This is a genomic window from Streptomyces sp. NPDC021562, from assembly GCF_040640875.1.
Classification (GTDB): Bacteria; Actinomycetota; Actinomycetes; order Streptomycetales; family Streptomycetaceae; genus Streptomyces.
The window spans coordinates 22071-39533 of the sequence record NZ_JBFACN010000031.1 but is presented as its reverse complement, the minus strand read 5'-3'; the positions used below and the strand labels follow the sequence as shown (position 1 = coordinate 39533).

The 17463-nt window shown below is 72.7% G+C and carries 15 protein-coding genes and 1 pseudogene; 6 read left to right on the top strand and 10 right to left on the bottom strand.

Annotated elements, in window-relative coordinates:
* Window positions 1–4: 4 nt before the first annotated feature.
* The gene (locus AB0G52_RS34525; RefSeq protein ID WP_361342059.1) at window positions 5–898 is read right to left on the bottom strand and encodes a hypothetical protein; all 894 of its coding nucleotides are present in this window, start codon (window positions 896–898) and stop codon (window positions 5–7) included.
* Window positions 899–977: 79 nt separating this feature from the next.
* Window positions 978–2048: an SPFH domain-containing protein gene (locus AB0G52_RS34520; RefSeq protein WP_132892259.1), complete on the bottom strand. Its 1071-nt coding sequence runs from the start codon at window positions 2046–2048 to the stop codon at window positions 978–980.
* 197 nt (window positions 2049–2245) lie between these two features.
* On the opposite strand from AB0G52_RS34520, the gene AB0G52_RS34515 reads away from it, so the two are divergent.
* The 3 genes from AB0G52_RS34515 to AB0G52_RS34505 all read left to right on the top strand — a co-directional run bounded on the left by AB0G52_RS34515 (window position 2246) and on the right by AB0G52_RS34505 (window position 6129).
* Window positions 2246–3469, top strand: a complete 1224-nt coding sequence (locus AB0G52_RS34515; protein WP_132892261.1) for an arginine deiminase — start codon at window positions 2246–2248, stop codon at window positions 3467–3469.
* Window positions 3470–3570: 101 nt separating this feature from the next.
* The gene (gene argF / locus AB0G52_RS34510) at window positions 3571–4587 is read left to right on the top strand and encodes an ornithine carbamoyltransferase (RefSeq protein WP_132892263.1); all 1017 of its coding nucleotides are present in this window, start codon (window positions 3571–3573) and stop codon (window positions 4585–4587) included.
* A 105-nt stretch (window positions 4588–4692) separates the two neighbouring features.
* On the top strand, window positions 4693–6129 hold the full coding sequence (locus AB0G52_RS34505; protein WP_132892265.1) for an amino acid permease: 1437 nt from the start codon (window positions 4693–4695) through the stop codon (window positions 6127–6129).
* On the opposite strand, the gene AB0G52_RS34500 is transcribed toward AB0G52_RS34505, so the two are convergent.
* The 3 genes and pseudogenes from AB0G52_RS34500 to AB0G52_RS34490 all read right to left on the bottom strand — a co-directional run.
* Window positions 6089–6544 carry an ATP-binding protein gene (locus tag AB0G52_RS34500; RefSeq protein ID WP_132892267.1) on the bottom strand — a complete coding sequence of 152 codons (456 nt, stop codon included), beginning with the start codon at window positions 6542–6544 and terminating at the stop codon, window positions 6089–6091. The genes AB0G52_RS34505 and AB0G52_RS34500 overlap by 41 nt on opposite strands.
* A 220-nt stretch (window positions 6545–6764) precedes the next feature.
* A complete protein-coding gene (locus AB0G52_RS34495; RefSeq protein WP_132892269.1) occupies window positions 6765–7577 on the bottom strand; it encodes a PaaX family transcriptional regulator C-terminal domain-containing protein in 813 nt (270 codons plus the stop codon).
* Between the two features lie 115 nt (window positions 7578–7692).
* Window positions 7693–7806 (bottom strand): annotated as a pseudogene (locus AB0G52_RS34490) (DUF5999 family protein); the annotation flags it as partial.
* Window positions 7807–7891: 85 nt separating this feature from the next.
* Here AB0G52_RS34490 and AB0G52_RS34485 point away from each other — a divergent pair.
* On the top strand, window positions 7892–8584 hold the full coding sequence (locus AB0G52_RS34485; RefSeq protein WP_132892271.1) for a class I SAM-dependent methyltransferase: 693 nt from the start codon (window positions 7892–7894) through the stop codon (window positions 8582–8584).
* An 804-nt stretch (window positions 8585–9388) separates the two neighbouring features.
* Window positions 9389–9820: a DUF6299 family protein gene (locus AB0G52_RS34480; RefSeq protein WP_132892274.1), complete on the top strand. Its 432-nt coding sequence runs from the start codon at window positions 9389–9391 to the stop codon at window positions 9818–9820.
* A gap of 52 nt (window positions 9821–9872) precedes the next feature.
* Here the strand turns inward: AB0G52_RS34480 and AB0G52_RS34475 are convergent, their stop codons facing one another.
* Window positions 9873–10745, bottom strand: coding sequence for an alpha/beta hydrolase (locus AB0G52_RS34475; RefSeq protein ID WP_132892276.1), 873 nt, complete (start codon window positions 10743–10745; stop codon window positions 9873–9875).
* A gap of 57 nt (window positions 10746–10802) precedes the next feature.
* On the opposite strand from AB0G52_RS34475, the gene AB0G52_RS34470 reads away from it, so the two are divergent.
* Window positions 10803–13148: a BTAD domain-containing putative transcriptional regulator gene (locus AB0G52_RS34470; protein ID WP_361342052.1), complete on the top strand. Its 2346-nt coding sequence runs from the start codon at window positions 10803–10805 to the stop codon at window positions 13146–13148.
* Here AB0G52_RS34470 and AB0G52_RS34465 read toward each other — a convergent pair.
* Genes AB0G52_RS34465 through AB0G52_RS34450 form a run of 4 tightly spaced genes read right to left on the bottom strand, consistent with a single transcriptional unit; the run spans window position 13145 to window position 17431 of the window.
* Entirely contained in the window at window positions 13145–14011 is an 867-nt protein-coding gene (locus AB0G52_RS34465; protein WP_132892278.1) for a sugar phosphate isomerase/epimerase, read from the bottom strand. The two genes, AB0G52_RS34470 and AB0G52_RS34465, sit on opposite strands and share 4 nt — an antisense overlap.
* Entirely contained in the window at window positions 14008–15024 is a 1017-nt protein-coding gene (locus AB0G52_RS34460) for a Gfo/Idh/MocA family oxidoreductase (protein ID WP_132892280.1), read from the bottom strand. Before AB0G52_RS34460 ends, AB0G52_RS34465 begins: the two co-directional genes overlap by 4 nt.
* Window positions 15025–15044: 20 nt before the next feature.
* Window positions 15045–16469: a sugar porter family MFS transporter gene (locus AB0G52_RS34455; RefSeq protein ID WP_361342047.1), complete on the bottom strand. Its 1425-nt coding sequence runs from the start codon at window positions 16467–16469 to the stop codon at window positions 15045–15047.
* An 11-nt stretch (window positions 16470–16480) separates the two neighbouring features.
* The gene (locus AB0G52_RS34450) at window positions 16481–17431 is read right to left on the bottom strand and encodes a sugar phosphate isomerase/epimerase (protein ID WP_132892284.1); all 951 of its coding nucleotides are present in this window, start codon (window positions 17429–17431) and stop codon (window positions 16481–16483) included.
* Between the last annotated feature and the right edge of the window lie 32 nt (window positions 17432–17463).

The following is a 17463-nucleotide window of genomic DNA, read 5'->3' as shown; positions in this document are numbered from 1 at the left end:
GGGGTCAGCCGACCAGCCGCAGGCGGCGGCGGGAGGTGCCGACGCGGACCGTCTGGCCCCAGGTCAGCTCCAGGGCGTCGGTCTCGATGCCGTCGCCGAAGGCGATCAGGCGGTCCGACTCGACCGTGAGGGTCAGGGTCGCGGAGGCGGTCAGCTCGCCGGCGACCAGGGAGGTACCGGTCGCCGGCGACGGCCAGGCCTCCCTGACGAACCAGAGCAGGCGGTCCTCGGTGGGTGCGGGCAGGGCCGACCGGGCGCCGCGCTCCTGCCACAGGGAGCGCAGCCACCCGGTGGCCCCGGTGCCGGTGCCCACCAGCACCCCGGAGGAGGCCTGGGCCTCGACGGCACCCCCGTCGTCCTCGAGGCCCAGGCGGTATCGGGCGGTCTGGTGACCGGCGGTACCGAGGTAGATCTCGTTGAGCGCCACGAGCCGCTGGGTGTCGTCGGCGACCGCCTCGACCATCGTCAGCTCGTCGGCGTGCGTGCTCCCGACGGAGGGCAGCAGCACGGACGCCTGCTCCGGCCGGTGCCGTACCAGGACCCCGGGGTTGCGGCCGGGGTCGGTGTCGATGCCGACCACCGGCTGGCCGTCCAGGTACTTGGCCACGTTCGCGACCAGTCCGTCCTGGCCGACCACCACGACCACGTCCTCGGGCGCGAACAGGAAGCGGTCCAGATCGGCCCGTTCGACCTGGGTGCGGCGCCAGGCCAGCGGGATCGCCGAGGTGACCTCGGCGAGCGCCCGGCGGGCCCGGCGGTGCCGTTCGGAGACCTCCGCGACGTCCCGGCCCCGGGAGGCCAGGAAGAAGGCGGCCTGCCCGTGCGTGCCGTGCCGGGCCAGCAACTCCTCGTACTCCGTGGTGCGATGCACGACCACGGCCCGCGGCGCGAGACTCACACCCTCACCTCCACGAGCCGGTGCGGCCGGGCGGGTGGGGATGTCGTGCGGTGTCCGGGCGGGGGGCTGGGAGGCGTGTTCATGCTTGGTCCGTCGCGCCCAGCTTCGCCAGCAGTCCTGTCAGGACGTCCGGGGAGACGGTCACGCTGTCGATGCGCGGCAGGTTCTCGGCGAGCCGGGTACCGGTGAGGGCGTGCAGCGTGGCCACGTCCACCTCGCCGTGCACCCGCAGCCACGCCGCCTGTGCGGCAGCGCGTGCCTCGCCGACCTCCCGTGCCGCGGCGGCCTCGGCCCGCGCGAGCGTGACCGCCCGCGCCGCCTCCGCCTCACCCAGCTTCAGGGACCGCGCCGCCTCCGCCTCCGCGAGCCGCACCGACCGTGTGGCCTCCGCCTCCGCGCGGACCGCGTCCGCCGCCGCGTGCTCCTCCGCCTCGCGGCGGGCGTTGGTGCCCCGCTGCTCCACCAACTGCTCCTCGCGGCGGGCCAGTTCGATCTGGCTGGCCAGCTCGTTCTCGGCGATCGCGCGCTCCCGCTCGACGGCCACCGCCCGCCGCTCGTACGTCGCCCGGTCGGCCTCCTGCTGGATCTGCTCACGGGCCGGGGTGCGCAGCGCCCGCTCCACCTCCGGCTCGGGCCGCAGCGCCATCACCCGCACGGCCACCACCTCGATCCCGGTCGCCGGCAGGCGCGGCTCCGCGGCCAGCCCGGCCGCGATCCGCTCCCGCACCGCCGCCACCCCGTCGACCAGCGCCTCGGCCAGGGCGGTACGGGCCAGCACGGCGAGCGCGTGCTGCTGGGCCGTCTCGGTGAGCAGCGTGCCCAGCTGCTCCAGCGGGGTGCCGCGCCAGACGCCGGTGTCCGGATCCAGGGAGAAGTCGAGGCGGGCGGCGGCCACCGCCGGGTCGCCGATGCGGTAGGTGACCGTCGCCTGGACCGCCACGTCCTGGAAGTCGGCCGTACGGGCGTGGAAGGTCATCGCCAGCTCGCGGTCGTCGACCGGCACCTCGGAGATCGCGGCGGACAGCGGCCGGAACCAGAAGCTCAGCCCCGCCCCCTCGTGCGCCAGCTTCCCGGCCTGGTGGTGTCTGACGTGCGCCGTCGGAGCCCCGCGCAGATGGCGCCAGCCCAGGCGCCGGGTGATGTCGGCCATGAGGCCCCCCTCAGTCGTGTGCGGCAATCTTTAGAGTCATCTTGACCATAATCTCGGACGCGCTTGTCGTCAAGAGGACGAGAACAAGGGGCGGCGAGAGCAGGAGTCCAGCGAGAACGAGAGGCCGGGGCGAACAAGTGGGCGGGGAAACGGTCGAGCCGGGGGTGAACCCGGTCTTGGGTGGTCAGGATGGAGTCATGGGATTCCACGTCGACTCCGAGGCCGGGCGGCTGCGCCGCGTCATCCTGCACCGGCCGGATCTGGAGCTCAAAAGGCTCACCCCCAGCAACAAGGACGCGCTGCTCTTCGACGACGTCCTGTGGGTGCGCCGGGCCCGGGTCGAGCACGACGGCTTCGCGGACGTGCTGCGCGACCGCGGGGTCGCCGTCCACCTCTTCGGCGACCTGCTCACCGAGACCCTGGACGTCCCGGCCGCCCGCGCCCTGGTCCTGGACCGGGTCTTCGACGAGAAGGAGTACGGCCCGCTCGCCACCGACCACCTGCGCGCCGCCTTCGAGACGCTGTCGGCGCAGGAGCTGGCCGAGGCGCTGGTCGGCGGCATGACCAAGCGGGAGTTCCTGGACGCCCACGAGGAGCCGACCTCGGTCCGCTTCCATGCCATGGACCTCGACGACTTCCTCCTCGAACCGCTCCCCAACCACCTCTTCACCCGCGACACCTCCGCCTGGGTCTACGACGGGGTCTCCATCAACGCGATGCGCTGGCCCGCACGGCAGCGCGAGACCGTGCACTTCGAGGCGATCTACCGGCACCACCCGCTGTTCCGCGCCGAGCCGTTCCACGTCTGGTCGGAGGGGCAGGCCGCCTACCCGTCCACCATCGAGGGCGGTGACGTCCTGGTGATCGGCAACGGCGCGGTGCTCATCGGCATGAGCGAGCGCACCACTCCGCAGGCCGTCGAGATGCTCGCGCACAAGCTGTTCGCGGCGGGTTCCGCGCGGTCCATCGTGGCCCTGGACATGCCGAAGCGGCGTGCCTTCATGCATCTCGACACCGTGATGACGATGGTCGACGGCGACACCTTCACCCAGTACGCCGGGCTCGGCATGCTCCGCTCGTACACCATCGAACCGGGCGCCGGCGAGAAGGAGCTCAAGGTCACCGACCATCCGCCGGAGCACATGCACCGGGCGATCGCCGCCGCCCTCGGCCTGAGCGAGATCCGGGTGCTGACCGCCACCCAGGACGTGCACGCGGCCGAGCGCGAGCAGTGGGACGACGGCTGCAACGTCCTCGCCGTCGAACCGGGTGTCGTGGTCGCCTACGAACGCAACTCCACCACAAACACCCACCTGCGCAAACAGGGCATCGAGGTGATAGAGATCCCGGGCAGCGAGCTCGGCCGGGGCAGAGGCGGCCCGCGCTGCATGAGCTGTCCGGTCCAGCGGGACCCGGTGTGAGGTACCGCATGCATGACGGGGGGGTGACTGTATAGAAATGTGGAATGTCGTATAGACTTCCATAGTCCCTGAAGTCGACCCCCTACCGCTGGAGCGCCCCCATGGCGACTGTCCCGACCGCCCTCGCCGGCCGCCACTTCCTCAAGGAGCTGGACTTCACCCAGGAGGAGTTCCGCGGGCTGGTCGAGCTGGCCGCCGAGCTGAAGGCGGCGAAGAAGGCCGGGACCGAGACCCAGTACCTGCGCGGCAGGAACATCGCGCTGGTCTTCGAGAAGACCTCCACCCGCACCCGCTGCGCCTTCGAGGTCGCCGCCGCCGACCAGGGCGCCGTCACCACCTACCTCGACCCGTCCGGCTCGCAGATCGGTCACAAGGAGTCGGTGAAGGACACCGCCCGGGTCCTCGGCCGCATGTTCGACGCGATCGAGTACCGCGGCCACGGCCAGGGCGTCGTCGAGGAACTCGCCGCGTTCGCCGGGGTCCCCGTCTACAACGGTCTCACCGACGAGTGGCACCCCACCCAGATGCTCGCCGACGTGCTCACCATGACCGAGCACACGGACAAGCCGCTCGCCGAGATCGCCTTCGCCTACCTCGGCGACGCCCGCTACAACATGGGCAACTCCTATCTGGTCACCGGTGCCCTGCTCGGCATGGACGTGCGGATCGTCGCGCCCCGGGTGCTGTGGCCGGACGAGACCATCGTCGAGCTGGCCCAGCAGCTGGCCACCGCCTCCGGCGCCCGGATCACGCTCACCGACGACGTGAAGGACGGGGTGCTCGACGCCGACTTCGTCGCCACCGACGTATGGGTGTCGATGGGGGAGCCCAAGGAGGTGTGGGACGAGCGGATCGCGCTGCTCGGCCCCTACGCCGTGACCATGGACGTGCTGCGCGCCACCGGCAACCCCGACGTCAGGTTCCTGCACTGCCTGCCGGCCTTCCACGACCTCGGCACCGACGTCGGCCGCGAGATCCACGAGCGGCACGGACTGACCGAGCTGGAGGTCACCGACGAGGTGTTCGAGTCCGAGTACTCGGTCGTCTTCGACGAGGCCGAGAACCGGATGCACACCATCAAGGCGGTCCTGGTGGCCACGCTCGCACGCGCGCAGTAGCGCGAAAAGGCCCTATCCTTTCCGGCGGCCCGGCGCCACCCCTGCCGACGCCGCCACCGCGTCCTCAAGAAGGACGTCCGCACCACCAGAGAGAGCACCACCCGCATGCCCCGCATCAAGTCCCCGCACCTGCTGCTCGCCGAATCCGGCGCCGACCGCGCGGGCCACGGCCTCCGCCGCACCATGGGCCTCTTCCAGCTGATCTGCTTCGGCATCGGCGCGATCGTCGGCACCGGCATCTTCGTCGGTCTCTCCGACTCGGTCGCCCAGGCCGGTCCCGCGGTCGTCGTCTCCTTCATCCTGGCCGCCGTGACCTGCGTGTTCACCGCCCTCTCCTTCGCCGAGTTGGGCGGCGCGATCCCGGTCTCGGGATCGTCGTACTCCTTCGCCTACGCGGGCCTCGGCGAGACCACCGCGTTCCTGGTCGGCTGGTGCCTGCTCCTGGAGTACGGCGTCTCCATCTCGGCCGTCGCGGTCGGCTGGAGCCAGTACGTCAACGAATTGCTGCACAGCCTCACCGGGCTCCAGCTCCCGCACGCGCTGTCCGCGGGACCCGGCGACGGCGGCATCGTGAACCTCCCCGCGGTGATCGTCATCGCGATGGCCGCCGTCCTGCTGGTGCGCGGGGTGCGGGAGAGCGCCCGGGCCACCGCCGCGATGGCCGCCGTGAAGCTCGCCATCCTGCTGGCCTTCTGCGCGATCGGCTTCAGCGCCTTCAAGGACGGCAACCTCGTCCCGTTCTCCCCGGCCGGTCTCGGCGGCATCGGCGCGGGCACCACCGCCGCGTTCTTCTCGTACATCGGCTTCGACGCGATCACCACGGCCGGTGAGGAGGCCAAGAACCCGCGCCGGGACATCCCGGTCGCGATCCTCGTCTGCATGGGCGTGGTCACCCTGCTCTACTGCGCGGTCGCGCTCGCCGCGATCGGCGCCATCGGCGGCGGCCAGGTCGCGGGCCGTCCCGCCGCCCTCTCCTACGTCGTCAACCGGGTCACCGGGTCCACCGTCGGCGGCGGGGTGATCGCCTTCGGCGCGGTCGTCGCCATCGCCTCCGTCGTGCTCGCGGTGATGTACGGGCAGACCCGCATCCTGATGTCCATGTCCCGGGACGGCCTGATCCCGCGCGTCTTCGAGAAGGTCTCCCCGGTGACCGCCACCCCGGTGGCCGGCACCCTGATCGTCGCGGCCGTCTTCGCGCTGCCGGCGGCCTTCGCCTCGCTGGACGCGGTGATGAACCTGTGCACCGTCGGCACCCTGGCGATCATGGCCGTGGTGAACATCGCGGTGCTCGCCCTGCGCCGCCGCGAACCGGCCCTCGCCCGCACCTTCCGGGTCCCGCTCTACCCGGTCGTGCCCCTGCTGGGCGTCGGCTTCTGCCTCTACCTGATGTACGAGACCGGGTGGGCGACCTGGCTCCAGTTCGCCGTCTTCCTGGCCGTGGGCCTGCTGGTCTACCTCGGCTACGGGCGCCGGAACTCCACGCTGGCCACCGCGGCGGGCGTCACGCCGGACGCCACTGACGCGGTACTGCAGGAAGCCTGAACCACACCGCCTTGCCGGACTCGGTGGGGCGGTGTCCGCAGGACGAGCTGAGCGCGCGGATCAGCAGCAGGCCACGGCCGCCCTCCTGCATGGGGTCGGGCTCCTCGATCACCGGCCGGGTCAGATGGCCGGGCGGCGCCGGGTCCGGATCGTGCACCTCGACCTTGCAGCCCCCCGGCAGCAGCTCGACGACCAGCTCTATGGGCCCCCGGCCGGCGGTGTGCTCCACCGCGTTGGCGACCAGTTCCGCCGTCAGCAGCTCGGCGGTGTCGGCGTCCGCCGCGTGCTCCGCCTCCTCCATCGCCGAACGCACCAGGGCACGGGCGACCGGCACGGCCGCGACGGTGTGCGGCAGTGCGATGCGCCAGGAGGCGGGGGAGGCGGAAGGCGGTTCGTACACGGCTGGTCCGTTCATGGCGCAGGCGATCACTGCTTGTCCTGCTTTCAACTGAAGGAATGGTACGGGCCCCGTCCCGGGGGCCGTCGGCAGGGGGCTTACCCCGGCCGATCGCCCCTCTCGCACATCCCCCCTCACTGTTACCGTCTTATGGACGCGCCGTGACCTTGTGACGCGTTCCGAGGCTCCGAGGCCCCGGGACCGGTGAGACCGGTCGGCCCACCCGCGGCCCGCCCGGCTACAGACCGGCGAAAGCGGCTCCCGCGTCCCGCAGCCGCTCGTGCAGCGCCCGGAAGACGGCGGCCGAGCGGATGCCCGGCCAGTCCGCGGGCAGCAGCCCGGTCGGCAGGCCCGGGTCGGTGTACGGCAGGTGGCGCCAGGAGTCGAGGGCGCGCAGGTAGTCGCGGTAGGCGTCCTCCGCAGGCGTGTCCGCGCGGTGCTCCCAGCCGCGCAGCACCGGCTCGTGGGCGTCCAGGAACTCCTCGTGCGCCTTGGCGATCGCCGTCAGGTCCCACCAGCGGGCGACCGCCTCCGCGGTGGGCGCGAACCCGAGGTGGTCACCCCGGAAGAAGTCCACGTACGGGTCGAGGCCGAGACGGCGCAGGGTGTGCCGGGTCTCCTCGAACAGCCGGGCGGGGGCGATCCACACCCCGGGCGCGGCGGTGCCGAAGCCGAGCCCGGCCAGCCGGGAGCGCAGCACATGCCGCTTCTGCCGCTCCGACTCGGGCACCGAGAACACCGCGAGCACCCAGCCCTCGTGCTCAGGGGGCGCCTCGGCGTACACCCGGCGGTCGCCGTCGTCGAGCAGCTGTCGTGCCTCGGCGGACAGTTCGTACCCGGCGGTGCCCTGCGCGGTCCGCGCCGGGACCAGCAGCCCGCGTCGTTTCAGCCGGGACACCGAGGAGCGCACGGAGGGGCCGTCCACGCCGACGGCGGCCAGCAGCCGGATCAGCTCGGCGACGGGCACCGGACCGGGCAGGAAGCGGCCGTACGCGCCGTAGAGCGTGACGATGAGGGACCTCGGGGCGTGTTGCTCGGGCACGTTGATCATTTTAGGTCCCAGGCATCGCTGCTGGTCACCTCTGGTGCCCGGCTGAATGAGAGTCAGCGTCGCGGGTCCGCCGGATGGCGGCGGCCGTGCCCCTCCGGATGGCGACCGGGGCGGTTCAGGCGCCGACGGCGAGCCGTTCGGCCGGGGCGCGGCGCGGCGGGACCGCACTGCCGTCGGCGCGCAGCTCACCCGTGTCGTCGAAGACGATCGCCCCGTCGCACAGCAGACTCCTTCTCTGCACTTCACCCGGACGGGTGCGCGGCCTCTCCATCTCGCCGCGGAAACTGCGGTGTGGTCTGGACCGTTGGACAGGCATGGAGCTGAACAAGCGAGCGGGACATCAGGGGACCGGGCCTGGGGTGATCACCCCGGACGGCTGCGCGGTCGAGTTGTACTCGCGGCTGCCGGTCGGGGCTGAGCCGGACATCGTCGCCGGTGCCGTGTCGCCGGGTGCGCACATCCTGGAGCTGGGTTGTGGTGTGGGGCGCGTGACCCACCCGCTCCTGGAGCGGGGCTTCATGGTGACTGCTGTGGACGAGTCCCAGGAGATGCTCGATCGCATTCGTGGGGCACGTGCGATATGCAGTGCGATCGAGGACCTCGACCTGGGCGAGACGTTCGACGTGGTGATGCTTGCGTCGTTCCTCGTGCACGCCGGAGATGTCGAAGTGCGGCGGGCGCTGTTGCGTACCTGCGTCCGGCACCTCGCGGCGGGCGGTTGCGTGCTGATCCAACGGGAGGGTGAGGACTGGCACACGAACCTGCCGCGTGAGCGTGTCGACCCCAGTGGTTTCACAGTGCGGATCGTGTCGGCGGAGCCGACTGGTGATGGGGCGAACTCGGTGTATGCGGAGTATGAATTTCCGGACGCCACGTGGACCCAGACGTTCGTGTCCCGGCCGCTGACGAAGGAGCAGTTCGAGGGGGCTCTCGCGGAGGTGGGTCTGAAGGTGGATACGTACCTCACGGAGGACGGGACATGGGCGCGGTCGAGTCTCGCGGCTTAAAGGTGCAGGTGACTGGTCGAGCAGTTTGGGCCTTGGGAGTCCCTGGTCCGGTACCCGGCCGTCGGACTTGCGGCTGGGCTATGAGGCGAGCGGCCTCGGCCTGTCTGGCGCGGAGGAAGGCCAGGGTCGAGCCGATGTCAGCCGGGGTGACTCCGAGCAACTCGGAGGCGCGGGCGCCGCTGGAGACGTGGAGCAGCACCACGGCGCGGTCCCGGCCGTGGTTCATGGCGGCGACGAACTCGTCCCACATCGTGTCGGGGATGGCCCGGGGCTTGGTGCCCGGGACACGCCGGCGCAGCCGGGAACGGGGAAGGCAGGCATGGCCTCCGCCGGGCTGCGGTGGGCCAGCGCCCGGCGCCGTGCCTCGGGGACCGGCACCGGATTCATCAACGGGCCGTTGCCCAGGTCGCGGTGGAAGTCGTAGAAGCTGGTGACCACGACTGCGGCGCGTCCGGCCGGGTGCGGCGGCGCTGCGGATTTGGTGCCGTACGAAGCCATCCCCCTATCACTGCCACCTCCCCTTCTGTCGCTTTGTCCCAGGTCACGTTCAGAAGCCACAGGAATCGGAACCACCGCAGCAGGCCGGTTGCTGGGTCTCCAGCTGAACGACCGAGCCGATGCGAACCGCCCGCCGCGACCTGTGACAACACGCGGACAACCTTCGGACGCCGCCACGACGGTCGCCGCGCCGCCGGACACGGAACCCCCACGGGACGCGCCACCGAAGGGGTGACGGTCACGCCGCGAGGCCCGGCCGCCCGGTATCCAGGGCATGCCCCCACCCCGCATTCCGGGAAGGAAACCATGCCCGTACGCCCCGTCCTCGCAGCGGCCCTCGGTTCCGCCGCCCTGCTGTGCGTCGCCGTCGCCCCCGCGTCCGCGACCGCCGACCCCACCGAATCCGTCACCGTCGAGACGACCGGCCGGCTCGCCGGCGACGGCACGGTCACCCTCTCCGGCACCTACACCTGCACCGACGCCACCGGGCCGGTCTTCATCAGCTCCTCGATCAGCCAGGACTCGCCCACCTTCCGGCACGGCATCGGCGGTACCCAGGCCGAGTGCGACGGCGCCACGCACAAGTGGCAGAACACCGGCAAGGTCGCCTCGGAGAAGCTGGCCCCCGGCAAGGCCCAGGTGGAGGCCACCGTCCTGGAACTGCGCCCCGCGGGCGGCCTGCCCCTGCCGTACTTCCACGCCACCAAGGAGCAGGACATCACCCTCGCCAAGGCCTGACCCCCGTACCCGCCCGGTCCCGGCCCCTCGGCCGCCGGGGCCGGGCGGCCGGTCAGCGGGCCAGCAGCCTCCGCAGCGCGGCGACCACCTCACCGGGGGCCTCCTCGGCCATGAAGTGCCCGCAGTCCACCGTGCGGTGCTCCAGGTCCGGTGCCCAGGCCCGCCACAGCGCGGTCGCGTCGTAGCCGAGGGCGGCCCCCCAGTCCTGCTGGAGCACGGTGACCGGCATGCGCAGGGTGCGCCCGGCCTCCCGGTCGGCGCGGTCGTGCTCGGTGTCGACACCGGCCGAGGCCCGGTAGTCGGCCACGATCGACGGCACGGCCGCCCGGCAGGCGGCCAGGTAGGCGGCCCGGACGTCGGCGGGGAGCGCCGCCGGGTCACGGGACCACAGGTCGAGGAAGTGGCCGAAGAACGCGTCCGGGGCCGCACCGATCAGCTCTTCGGGCAGACCGGGCGGCTGGGCCATCAGATAGAGGTGGAAGGCGACCGCCGCCGTGGTGCCGTGCAGCACCTCCCACATGTCCAGCGTGGGCAGCACGTCGAGGAGGGCCAGCCGGGTGATCGCGTCCGGGTGGTCGAGTCCGGCCCGGAAGGCGACGAGGGCGCCCCGGTCGTGCCCGGCCAGCGCGAACCGCCCGTGCCCGAGCTCCCGCGCGAGCGCCACCACGTCGGCGGCCATGGTCCGTTTCGCGTACGTCGTCCCGTCCGTGTCGGCCGGCTTGTCGCTGGCGCCGTAGCCGCGCAGGTCGGGACAGATCACGGTGTGCTCGTCCGCGAGGGCGCGCGCCACGTGCCGCCACATCAGACGGGTCTGCGGGAAACCGTGCAGCAGGACGACCGGGCTGCCGGTGCCGCCGACGGAGGCGTGCAGCCGGACGCCGTGGGCGACCTCGACACGGTGGGTCTGGAAACCGGGGATGTTCATGTGCCGAGCCTCCCCCGCCCGGATCAGCAGCCGATCAGCAGCACGTACCGTGGACGGGTGAGCACGGACCAGGTCGCCTTCGCGGTGCTCGGGCCGGTCTCGGCCGAGCGCGACGGCGTCCCGCTCGCCCTGAAGGGCCCCCGGCACCGGGCCGTACTGGCCCGGCTGATCGTCGCCCGCGGCCGGGTCGTACCCGTCGCCCGCCTGGTCGCCGACCTCTGGGACGAGCCGCCGCCCGCCGCGGTCGGCGCCCTGCGCACCTTCGTCGGCGACCTGCGCCGCGCCCTCGAACCCGGCCGGCCGCCCCGCGCGCCGGCCCGGCTGCTGGTCACCGACGGGCCCGGCTACGCGCTGCGCACGGACGCGGTGGACGCCCGACGGTTCGAGGCGGCCCTGGAGACCGCCGCGGAGGCGGAGCCCGCCGAGGCCGCCCGGCTGCTGCGCGCGGCACTGGAGCTGTGGCGGGGCCCCGCCTACGCCGAGTTCGCCGACGAGCCGTGGTGCCGCGGCGAACGGGCCAGGCTCACCGAACTGCGGCTGCGGGCGGTCGAGCAGCGGGCCACGGCGCTGCTCGCCGCGGGCCGGGCGGCCGACGCGGTGCCCGATCTGGACGCCCACCTCGCGGAACACCCCTGGCGGGAGGAGGGCCGGCGGCTGCTGGCGCTCGCCCTCTACCGCACCGGCCGCCAGGGCGACGCCCTCGCGGTGCTGCGCGCGGCCCGCGCCGACCTCGCCGGCCGGCTGGGGCTGGACCCGGGGCCCGCGCTGCGCCGGCTGGAGGCCGCCGTCCTCGCCCAGGACCCCGCCCTGGACGGGGACCTGGGCGCCGGCCGGGGCGCCGCCGGCCGGGTGTGGTCCCGGGTGGCCGAGGTGTACGACCGTACGGTGGCCACCGGTGCCCGGGCCCGCCTCGAATCCACCGTCGGGCTGCTGCGCACCCTCGCGGTGACCGGATCCGGTGGCCTCGTCGCCGCCCGTGAACACCGGCTCGCCGCGATCGCCGCGGCGGAGGAGGCCGGGGACCCGGAACTGACGGCGCGGCTCATCGGCGCCTACGACGTCCCCGCGATCTGGACCCGGTCCGACGACCCCGCCGGCGCCCGCCGGGTGACCGAGGCCGCCGAACGGGCGCTGGCCCGGCTCCCCGCGACCGGCACCCACGACGCGACCCGCTGCCGGCTGCTCGCCACGATCGCCCTGGAGTCCCGGGGGAGCCGCTCGGCGCGCGCCCCGGAGGCCGCCGCCGAGGCGGAACGCCTCGCCCGCCGCCTGGACGACCCGGCGCTGCTCGCCTTCGCGCTCAACGCTGTCTTCATGCAGTCCTGCACCCGGGCCGGGCTCGCCCCGCGCCGCGACGCCATCGGCACCGAACTCGTCGGCCTGGCCACCCGGCACGGCCTGGTCACCTACGAGGTGCTCGGCCATCTGATCCGGGTCCAGGCCCGCGCCGCGCTCGCCGACTTCGCCACCGCCGACGCACACGCCCAGGCGGCCGACCACCTGGCCGACCGCCACGAACTCCCCCTGACCGGCGTCTTCACGACGGCCTACCGCGCGCTCCGCCTGACGGCGACAGGCCACCCCGGGCCCACCGGGGCCCCCGGGGGGCAGGTGGAGTCCGCGGGCCCCGCAGCCGACTCCCCTGCGTCCCGACCGACCGGTGGGGCCGGGGTGGTGGCGGGGCCGGGTGGTGGGGTCACCCAGTCGGACGGCGCGCTGACGGCGCCGGGCGGTACCGGGCCGGTCGCGGGCCCCGGGGGGCGGGTGGAGTCCGCGGGCCCCGCAGCCGACTCCCCTGCGTGCCGACCGACCGGTGGGGCCGGGGTGGTGGCGGGGCCGGGTGGTGGGGGCGTCCAGCCGGACGGTGGGGCGGGCTCGGCCCGGGTGGCGGGGCCGGGTGGTGGGGGCGTTCTTCCGGCGGGGTGGGGGAGGTCCGCGCCAGGCCCGTCCGCCGAGGGCGTCGAGGTCGCCTACCGGGAGGTCGGGCGGATGCTCGAAGGGGCCGGTATGCCCGGGGTGCGGGACGGGCTGCTGCCCCTGGCGCTGCTCTGTGCCCGCCTCGCCCGGTCTCCGTACGGCATCCGGGAGGCCGTGGAACCGGGCGCCGACTGGGGGCCGTACCTCCCCTGGGTGCGGCCCGCCCTGGTGCTCGTCGCGGACGGCGCGGGTGCGGCCCGCGACACCCTCCACGAGCTGCCCGAGCCTCCCGCCGACCTCGTGCAGGAGGCGCTGTGGTGCCTCGTGGCGGCGGTCGCCCTGGAGCTGGGCGACCGCCCGACACTGCGCCGGTGCCGGGACCGGCTGCACCCGGCCGCCGGCCAACTCGCCGGCGCGGGCAGCGGGTGGCTGACGGCGGGACCGGTCGACACCTGGCTGGCGGCGATCGAGCAGGCGCTCCGCTAGCCGGGCAGCTCCTTCTTGATGCGGTCCAGCATGAACGCCGAGGACTCGTGCGCCCGTTCCTCCCAGGCGAAGACGCAGGCGGTGGCGACCCCGTCGAAGTGCAGCTCGCGCAGCGTGCCGAAGAAGGCGTCCCAGTCGACCTCGCCCTGTCCGATGTCCAGGTGCTGGTGGATCCGGGCCGTGGTGCCGGGCGGGTTGAGGATGTACCGCAGCCCGCTGGAGCCCTTGTGGTTGAAGGAGTCCGCGATGTGCACGTGCTGGAGCCTGTCACCGGCGTAGCGCATCATCGCCGCGATGTCGGCCGTGGGGTCGGCACCGGAGAGGTGGAAGGAGTGCGGAGCGCAGTACAGGTAGTTCACCCACGGCTTGTCGATCGCGCGGACCAGGTCGACCGCCGGGGCGTTCTCCTCGCAGAAGTCGTCCGGGTGTGCCTCCAGGTTCAGCGCGATGCCCTCGCGCTCGAACACCGGCAGCAACTCCTCCAGCGAGCGCCAGAACGCGGCCTCGCTCTCGGCGGCCCGCTCCGGCCTGCCGTTGAACTCGCTGTTCATCAGCGGGCATTCGAGGTCGGAGGTGATCTCGATCATCCGCTTCCAGTAGCGTACGGCCGCCTGCCGTTCGGTCTCGTCCGGGGACGACCACTTGTAGAGCGGCAGCACGGACGACAGCCGCACGCCGTACGTGCGCAGCGCGTTCTTGAGCTCCGCGATCCGCGCGTCGTCCGCGCGCGGGTGCAGGAAGAACGGCATGAAGTCGTCGCGGGGCGACAACTCGATGTACTCGTAGCCGAGTTCGGCCACCGTGCGCACCATGTCGTCGATCGGCAGGGCGCGGAACATGTAGGGGTCGAGGGCGATCTTCACGCGGTGCCTCCGTAGAAGGCCGGACGGGGCTTGATGTCGGTGGCGACGACGGTGCCCGACTCCAGGGCCTCGACCGTCGCGGCGGTGATGACGGTGGCGGCGTAGCCGTCCCAGGCCGAGGGGCCGGTGGGCTCGGCGCCCGCCGCCACCCCGGCGATCCACTCGCGGAACTCGGTGTCGAAGGCGTCGCGGAAGCGTCCCACCCAGTCCGTGAGGACGGCCGTGCTGTGCTGTGCGGCGCTGCGGACGGCGACCGCGGCCGGGTCGGGCAGCCGGACCACCCCCTCCTCGCCGACGGCCTCGCACTGGATGTCGTAGCCGTACTGGCAGTTGACGAAGACCTCCAGGTCGATGCGGACCCCCTTGGCGGTCTCGAAGAGCATGATCTGCGGGTCCTTGAGGTGCTCGAACCGCTTGCCGGTGGCGCGCGGGGTGATCACCTGGGTGGAGACGATCTCGTCGTCGAGGAGCCAGCGCAGGACGTCCACCTCGTGCACCGCCGTGTCCAGCGCGGCCATCGCGGAGGTGTAGGTCTCCGGGACGGCCGGGTTGCGGTGGGCGCAGTGCACGATCAGCGGCTCGCCGATCCGGCCCGACTCGATGACCTGCTTCATCTGCCGGTAGCCGGTGTCGTAGCGGCGCATGAAGCCGACCTGGACCAGCCGGCGGCCGTGCGCCTGCTCGGCCTCGACGATCCTCAGGCAGTCCTCGGCGGTGGTCGCGAGGGGCTTCTCGCAGAACACCGGCTTCCCGGCGGCGACGGCGTTCAGCACGTGCTCGGCGTGGGTGGGGCCCCAGGAGGTGACGAGGACGGCGTCGACGTCGTCCGCGGCGACCACGGCCGCGCCGTCGGGCAGCACCCGGGCGCCGACCGGCTCCGCGGCCTCGGCGGCCCGCGCCGGGTCGATGTCGGTGACCGCGGTGACCCGGGCGCCGGTGACGGTGTGGGTGAGACGCCGGATGTGCTCGTTGCCGATCCAGCCGGCGCCGATGACGCCGATACGTACGGTCATGGGTGAGTCCTTCGCAGGGGTCAGGAGAAGCGGGACCGGAGTTCGGCTTCGAGGGTTTCGAGGGTGCGGCCCCTGGTCTCGGGGACGTAGAGCTTCACGAAGGTGATGGAGAAGATCCCCGCCACGACGAACAGGAAGAAGGTGCTGGAGATCCCGATCGCGGACACCAGAGACGGGAAGACCAGCCCGATCAGGAAGTTGGTCAGCCACAGCACCACGGCCGCCACACCCATCCCGAAGCCGCGCATCCGCATCGGGAAGATCTCGGAGAGCATCAGCCAGGTCACCGGGGAGATGGCGCCCTGCTGGAAGGCGAGGAAGGTGACCGTCATGGCGAGCACGGCGTAGGCCCGGCCGTCCCCGGCGGGCAGCACCAGGGAGAAGACGCCGATGAACAGCAGCGCCAGCGTGGTGCCGAGCTGCCCGGTCATCAGCATCGGCCGGCGGTCGACCCGGCCGAGCAGCCAGATGCCGGCGAAGGTGGCCAGCACCGAGATCACGCCGTTGGCGATGTTCGCGGTCAGCGCGGTGTCCGAGGCGAATCCGGCGTCCGAGAGGATCTGCGTGCCGTAGTACATGATCGTGTTGACGCCGGTGATCTGCTGCACGATCGCGATGCCGAAGCCGGTGAACATCAGCCTGCGGATCCACGGCGTGGCCTTCATGTCCTGCCAGCCGCCGAGCTTCTCCTGCTCCTCCCTGACGGCGAGCGCGGACACCTCGGCCAGTTCGGCCTCGGCGCGCTGCTCGGAGCGGACCTGCTTCAGGACCGCCAGCGCCTCGCCGAACCGGGCCCTGGAGGCCAGCCAGCGCGGGCTCTCCGGCATGACCAGCATGCCGAACCAGAGCACCACCGCCGGAACGGTCGCGATCACCAGCATCCAGCGCCAGACGCCGCCGGACTCGCCACTCACGTTCGCGATGACCGCGTTCGAGGTGAAGGCCAGCAACTGGCCGCTGACGATCATCAGTTCGTTACGGGTGACCAGTGCACCGCGCCGCTCGGCGGGGGAGATCTCCGCGAGGTAGACCGGCACCGTCACCGAGGCGCCGCCGACCGCGAGGCCCAGCACGAACCGGGCCACGATCATGACGGCGGTGGTCGGCGCGAGGGTGGCCCCGAGCGCGCCGACGAAGAACAGCACCGCGAGGGCGAGGATCGTACGGCGGCGGCCCCGCGCGTCCGACAGGCGGCCGCCGGCCACCGCGCCGAGCGCGGCCCCCAGCAGCAGCGAGCTGGTGACCATCCCCTCGGTGACCGAGGTCAGCCCGAGGTCCTTGCTCATGTACGGCAGCGCGCCGTTGATGACACCGGTGTCGTAGCCGAAGAGCAGTCCGCCGAAGGTGGCGATGACGGTGACGATCCGCAGCCGCCGGGAGACCGCGGGCGGGGGCGGCTCGGTCACCGTGGCGGTGGCCCGGGTCGCGTCGTCCCTGACGTCCATGTCGTCGCCTCCTAACGGTTCGGGTTCGGGCGACGGGTACCCGACAGGCCGTGGCCGTTCAGGTACTCGCGGGTGCGGGTGGCGATGGGCAGCGGCACCTCGGGGGCGCACGGGTACAGGTCCTGCTCGACGATCACGAACAGCTCGGCGTCGAGCTTCGCCAGCTCCGCCACCACGTCGGCCGGGTCCGGCACACCGGCCGGCGGCGAGACGCACACACCCCGCTTGACGGCCTCGCCGAAGCCGAGGTCCTCGGCGGCGACCTGGGCCAGGATCTCCGGGTCCATCTGCTTGATGTGGACGTAACCGACGCGCTCGCCGAAGCGCCGGATCAGGTCGACGTTGTCACCGCCGCCGTAGGCGACGTGCCCGGTGTCCAGGCAAAGGTTCGTGTACCGGACGTCCGACTCGTTCAGCAGCCGCTCGATCTCCGGCTGGGTCTGGATGTGGCTGTCGGCGTGCGGGTGGACGACGAGGCGCACGTCGTACTCGTCGAGGAGCAGCCTGCCCAGCCGGTCGGCGGCCTTGCCGAAGCCCGCCCACTGCTCGGCGGTCAGCTCCGGCGGCTCGGTGAAGGCGCCGGTCTTCTCGTCCCGGTACATGGGCGGGATGAGGACCAGGTGGTGGGCGCCGGCGGCCTGGGTCAGGGTGGCGACCCGGCGGACGTGGGCGAGCATCTCGTCCCAGGCCTCGGGCCGGTGCAGCGCGCCGAACGCGGTGCCGCCGGAGACCTTGAGGCCACGGGCGTCGAGTTCCTCCTTCAGCCGCAGCGGGTCGGTGGGCAGGTAGCCGTGGGGCCCGAGCTCCAGCCACTCGTAACCGGCCTGCTTCAGCTCGTCGAGGAAGCGGGTGTACGAGACCTGGTGCTCGTCCTCCGGGAACCAGACGCCCCAGGAGTCGGGGGCCGAGCCGAGGCAGAGGTTGCCGGCGGTGGTGCGGAGGGGGGCTGGCGCCGTTGCCATGGCGTGTCCTTCGGGGGAGGGGACGAAGACGT

Excerpts from the sequence above, each read along its gene's own strand:
- AB0G52_RS34520 (WP_132892259.1), bottom strand. The coding sequence starts at position 2,048 with ATGGCCGACATCACCCGGCGCCTGGGCTGGCGCCATCTGCGCGGGGCT.
- AB0G52_RS34515 (WP_132892261.1), top strand. The coding sequence starts at position 2,246 with ATGGGATTCCACGTCGACTCCGAGGCCGGGCGGCTGCGCCGCGTCATC.
- argF (WP_132892263.1), top strand. The coding sequence starts at position 3,571 with ATGGCGACTGTCCCGACCGCCCTCGCCGGCCGCCACTTCCTCAAGGAG.
- AB0G52_RS34505 (WP_132892265.1), top strand. The coding sequence starts at position 4,693 with ATGCCCCGCATCAAGTCCCCGCACCTGCTGCTCGCCGAATCCGGCGCC.
- AB0G52_RS34500 (WP_132892267.1), bottom strand. The coding sequence starts at position 6,544 with ATGAACGGACCAGCCGTGTACGAACCGCCTTCCGCCTCCCCCGCCTCC.
- AB0G52_RS34495 (WP_132892269.1), bottom strand. The coding sequence starts at position 7,577 with ATGATCAACGTGCCCGAGCAACACGCCCCGAGGTCCCTCATCGTCACG.
- AB0G52_RS34485 (WP_132892271.1), top strand. The coding sequence starts at position 7,892 with ATGGAGCTGAACAAGCGAGCGGGACATCAGGGGACCGGGCCTGGGGTG.
- AB0G52_RS34480 (WP_132892274.1), top strand. The coding sequence starts at position 9,389 with ATGCCCGTACGCCCCGTCCTCGCAGCGGCCCTCGGTTCCGCCGCCCTG.
- AB0G52_RS34475 (WP_132892276.1), bottom strand. The coding sequence starts at position 10,745 with ATGAACATCCCCGGTTTCCAGACCCACCGTGTCGAGGTCGCCCACGGC.
- AB0G52_RS34460 (WP_132892280.1), bottom strand. The coding sequence starts at position 15,024 with ATGACCGTACGTATCGGCGTCATCGGCGCCGGCTGGATCGGCAACGAG.
- AB0G52_RS34455 (WP_361342047.1), bottom strand. The coding sequence starts at position 16,469 with ATGGACGTCAGGGACGACGCGACCCGGGCCACCGCCACGGTGACCGAG.
- AB0G52_RS34450 (WP_132892284.1), bottom strand. The coding sequence starts at position 17,431 with ATGGCAACGGCGCCAGCCCCCCTCCGCACCACCGCCGGCAACCTCTGC.